The 4,044-nt window shown below is 68.4% G+C and carries 6 protein-coding genes; 4 read left to right on the plus strand and 2 right to left on the minus strand.

Features of this window, described 5'->3' with window-relative positions; all coding sequences use genetic code 11:
- Positions 1-481, minus strand: a 481-nt coding sequence (locus SACPADRAFT_RS27725) for an IS5/IS1182 family transposase (RefSeq protein WP_040924376.1), incomplete at its 3' end; no start/stop codon positions are given.
- A gap of 537 nt (positions 482-1,018) precedes the next feature.
- On the opposite strand from SACPADRAFT_RS27725, the gene SACPADRAFT_RS0213945 reads away from it, so the two are divergent.
- The 3 genes from SACPADRAFT_RS0213945 to SACPADRAFT_RS0213955 all read left to right on the plus strand — a co-directional run bounded on the left by SACPADRAFT_RS0213945 (position 1,019) and on the right by SACPADRAFT_RS0213955 (position 2,375).
- A complete protein-coding gene (locus tag SACPADRAFT_RS0213945; protein ID WP_157577166.1) occupies positions 1,019-1,198 on the plus strand; it encodes a hypothetical protein in 180 nt (59 codons plus the stop codon).
- Between the two features lie 82 nt (positions 1,199-1,280).
- Positions 1,281-1,553, plus strand: a complete 273-nt coding sequence (locus SACPADRAFT_RS0213950; protein WP_028662454.1) for a hypothetical protein — start codon at positions 1,281-1,283, stop codon at positions 1,551-1,553.
- Between the two features lie 102 nt (positions 1,554-1,655).
- Complete coding sequence (locus tag SACPADRAFT_RS0213955) at positions 1,656-2,375, plus strand: VOC family protein (RefSeq protein WP_007024372.1); 720 nt, start codon at positions 1,656-1,658, stop codon at positions 2,373-2,375.
- 143 nt (positions 2,376-2,518) lie between these two features.
- Here the strand turns inward: SACPADRAFT_RS0213955 and SACPADRAFT_RS31545 are convergent, their stop codons facing one another.
- Positions 2,519-2,680, minus strand: coding sequence for a hypothetical protein (locus SACPADRAFT_RS31545; RefSeq protein WP_007024373.1), 162 nt, complete (start codon positions 2,678-2,680; stop codon positions 2,519-2,521).
- Positions 2,681-2,768: 88 nt separating this feature from the next.
- Here SACPADRAFT_RS31545 and SACPADRAFT_RS27730 point away from each other — a divergent pair.
- Positions 2,769-4,044, plus strand: a 1,276-nt coding sequence (locus tag SACPADRAFT_RS27730; RefSeq protein ID WP_007024374.1) for an alkane 1-monooxygenase, incomplete at its 3' end; no start/stop codon positions are given.

The following is a 4,044-nucleotide window of genomic DNA, read 5'->3' on the forward strand; positions in this document are numbered from 1 at the left end:
CCGCGCCCATGTCGTGCCGGGCGCCGGGCAGGGCGGGCGAGGCCCAGATCAACCGCCCGGCCGGGTCGGCGAGGACCTGCACGTTCACGCCGTGTCTTTTGTGTTTTCCGGAGTAGTACGGGCGGTCCCGGCCCGTGGCCATTCCGACCCGGTCGATGCGCAGCAGGGTGCCGTCGAGGATGACGAAGGCCTTGCGCGCGGCGACTGCGATCGCCTCGGTGATCCCGATCGCGCGGGCGGCCAAGACGCCCAGGGCTTCGCGGATATAGCGGAACACCGTGGTGACACCGATCGCGAACCCGGCCGCCAGGTCTGCATAGGTCTCGCCTTTGCGCAGGTAAGCCAGCACCAACAAGGCCTGCCGACCCGCCTCCAGGCGCCGCCACCGAGTCCCGCGTACCCGCCGTTCGTGCCGCAACGCCTCGACCAGCATGTTCAACGCACGACTGGACACCGACATCCCCGACGGGTAAGAAAGCACCTCGAAGCTCCTGGTAGCCACAGAGTTGATCTAGACAATCACTCGTCTACCAGGAGCTTCTCCTCTGTCCACACCCAGCCCCACCAGCGCTGAGGCTCTACCACGCCAAGTGGAAAACGTTCAGTACGGGATCAGCTCGCGGAGATCGCCGGGTTCGATGCACAGATGATCGGGCAAGCTCAACATCTGGTTGCCGCGACGGCCGAGGTGATCAGGGCACTCACCGCACTCCGTACAAGAGTCGCCGGGATATCAGAACACCACCAGGGAGGCCGAGCCGACGGCCCCACGACCGGCGGTGCCCCGGTACACCCCCCAACGGCACCGACAGCACCGACGTCGGTGAAGCCGGAACAGACGTTGCCGAGAACCGTCGCTGACGAGGAGGGCGGACCGCGTACGTTCCCGTCATTCTCGGCAGCAAAGCGTGCGCTTGGACGGCGACCGGGGCACGAACTGCATCACATCGTGGAGCAGGCGCAAACCAACGACCATCGCAGTGGCTTTTCGCCCGAGAGAGTCAACACGACCGACAACATGATCTGGCTGCCAGTGGGGGTGCACCGTAGGATCACCGCACGGTACGCCCGCAAGCTGCGCGGCAGTGGTCAGACGCTCAGGGATGTCATGAACGACATGAGCTGGGACGAACAGTACAGCAGGGGATTGCGGGCGATCCGGCATGCACTCCGGGAGGCGTACGAGGATGACGAGTGACGAGACGGTGACACGGGCACGGGAGGACTTTGTCGGACACGTCCGCGCTGGTGAGGCGGCTCTGCGTGGTGAGAATCCGGACGTGAACGAGGCGAACGGGCATACCGATGCCACCGATGCGCAGGTCGCCGAGTGGGACGCTCAGGGGACCACGGGTGCCGTCCTGCTTCCGTTGCTCGCCGACGACCAACCTGCGGCGGTGCGGTGCGCGGCAGCGACCTACCTGATCGACCGCGAGCACGCGGCAGAGGCCGCGCCGGTCCTCGAAGCGTTAGCGGATCGCGAGGACATCGGTCTCGTGGCCGAGGACGCCGACATGGCACTGGTTCAATGGCGGCGGAAGAGCGCCGGGTAACTTGCGGCGTCTTCCTGAAGCGGGAGAAAGCGGCGAGAGTCCGTAGCCGCGAACCGGGCCCGTCCGGTAATACCGTTGCGGCGAGCGTAAGTCGGGAAGGGAATGCGCTTCGTGCAGCTGGAGAACATCGTCTGGGACGCGCGGGAACCACGACGGCTGGGCGCGTTCTGGGCCGCCGCCCTGGGTGCCGAGCCGCAGGTCGACCTGCCTGATCACTACGAAGCCCGACTGTCCTTCGCCGACGACTTCTTCCTCGATCTGTGCTTCCAACCGGTCGCGACCCCGTCGACGTCTCCCGCACGGCTGCACCTCGACCTGGCGGGCGGCGCTCGCCAGGGTGCCGTGGTGGAGCGTCTGCTCGCGCTCGGCGCCGTCCACGCCGACATCGGGCAGGGTGAGGTCCCGTGGGTCGTGCTCGCCGACCCGGAGGGCAACGCCTTCTGCGTGATGGAGCATCGGGATTCCTACGTCGGCGCGGAGCCGATCGCGGCGTTGCCGTTGGACAGCGCCGCGCCGGAGCGGGACGCGGCGTTCTGGTCCGAGATCACCGGGTGGCTCCCGGTGGAGCGGGCCGAACCGGCCGCTCTCCGGCACCCGTCCGGCAGGGGGCCGCTGCTGGAGTTCTGCCCCGAGCCCGAGCCGAAGCGGGGCAAGAACCGGCTGCATCTCGACGTCCGGTCCGACGGCGACGACGACACGGTGGTCGACCGGCTGGAGCGTCTCGGGGCGAGGCCGGTGAGCAGCCCATCGGACGGTCTCCCGTGGACGGTTTTCGCGGATCCGTCCGGGAACGAGTTCTGCGTGTTGCCACCCGTTTCGTAGTCGTCGGGTGTGCGCGCGGGCTCGCTAGGCGGGACCGGGTCCGTGGCCGGTCCCGTCGGCGCTCGCATGGTAGGCCGCCCGGGCGACGGTGAGCCGGTCCTCGTCGTCCCGGTGAGCACCACGTGTCCGCGCCGGCGGATCCGCTAGCCCTGGTCGGCCATCAGCAATGCGGCGAGGATGCGCTGCAGCGTGGACCGGGGGCTCTGCCGGAGGTGCTCCGCCGTGACCCGTGAGTGGAGCCATCCCTCCCCTCCGGTGTCCGCGTCATTCTGCCGGTGCCCCCGGTACGGGACCGGAGCGGCCACGATCCGGGTTTACAAAACTCCGGGTATTGTCAAAGGGTCTCGACAACCTCTACGGTTCTGTAAACCTGACGGAGGAGGTCGAGACCATATGCGTGTCAGTGACGACACCGGGACGGTCCCGCGGGGATCGACCGAGCAGTGGAAGGACGGCAAGCGCTACCTGTGGTTGCTCGGGCTGGTCGTGCCGTCCCTGGTGTTCCTCGCGATCGGGCTGCGCGAGGCCACCGGGTGGGGTGTCTGGCTCTGGATCGGACCGATCGTGATCCTCGTTGTCGTGCCCGTCCTCGACCTGGTGGCCGGACTGGACCGGACCAACCCGCCGGACGAGGTGCTCGAACGGCTCGAGAACGACCGGTACTACCGCTGGATCACCTACCTGTACCTGCCGATCCAGTACGCCGGGTTCGTCGTGGCGTTCTGGCTGATCGGCACCGGTGACCTCGGCGTCGTCGAGAAGATCGGGCTGGCGGCGACCATCGGCTCGGTCGGCGGCATCGGGATCAACACCGCGCACGAGCTCGGTCACAAGAAGGAGAGCCACGAGCGGTGGCTGTCCAAGATCGCGCTGGCACAGAGTTTCTACGGCCACTTCTACATCGAGCACAACCGGGGCCACCACGTGCGGGTGGCCACCCCCGAGGACCCGGCCAGCTCCCGGGTGGGGGAGAGCTTCTACGCGTTCTGGCCGCGCACGGTGTTCGGGTCGCTGCGCAACGCCTGGCGGCTGGAGAAGCGCCGCTTCGGCCGGCGCGATCGCCACCCGTGGCGGCTGAGCAACGACGTGCTCAACGCCTGGCTGATGTCGGCCGTGCTGTGGGGCGCGATGATCGCCTGGCTGGGCCTCGGCATCGTGCCGTACCTGCTGTTGCAGGCCGTGGTCGGGTTCTCGCTGCTGGAGGTCGTCAACTACATGGAGCACTACGGGATGCTCCGGCAGCGCGTCGGCAAGGAGGGGCGGCGGCGCTACGAGCGGGTCAACCCGAGCCACAGCTGGAACTCGAACAACATCGCCACCAACGTGCTGCTGTACCACCTGCAGCGGCACAGCGACCACCACGCCAACCCCACCCGGCGCTACCAGACGCTGCGCGACTTCGAGGAGTCGCCGAACCTGCCCACCGGCTACGCCGGGATGATCGTGCTGGCGATCGTGCCCGCGCTCTGGCGCCGGGTGATGGACCCGCGGGTGCTGGCGCACTACGACGGCGACATCACCCGCGCCAACATCCACCCGCGCAAGCGGCGCCGGGTGCTGGCGGCCTACGGCGCCGACCACGTCACTGGCGCAGGCACACCCGGTGACGCTCCGGAGGGACACGCCGCCGCGGGGTCGCCGGTCGCGAACGGCGACCCCGCAGCGGCGG

Source organism: Saccharomonospora iraqiensis subsp. paurometabolica YIM 90007, from assembly GCF_000231035.2.
GTDB classification, from domain to species: domain Bacteria; phylum Actinomycetota; class Actinomycetes; order Mycobacteriales; family Pseudonocardiaceae; genus Saccharomonospora; species Saccharomonospora paurometabolica.

Excerpts from the sequence above, each read along its gene's own strand:
- SACPADRAFT_RS0213945 (WP_157577166.1), top strand. The coding sequence starts at position 1,019 with ATGATCTGGCTGCCAGTGGGGGTGCACCGTAGGATCACCGCACGGTAC.
- SACPADRAFT_RS0213955 (WP_007024372.1), top strand. The coding sequence starts at position 1,656 with ATGCGCTTCGTGCAGCTGGAGAACATCGTCTGGGACGCGCGGGAACCA.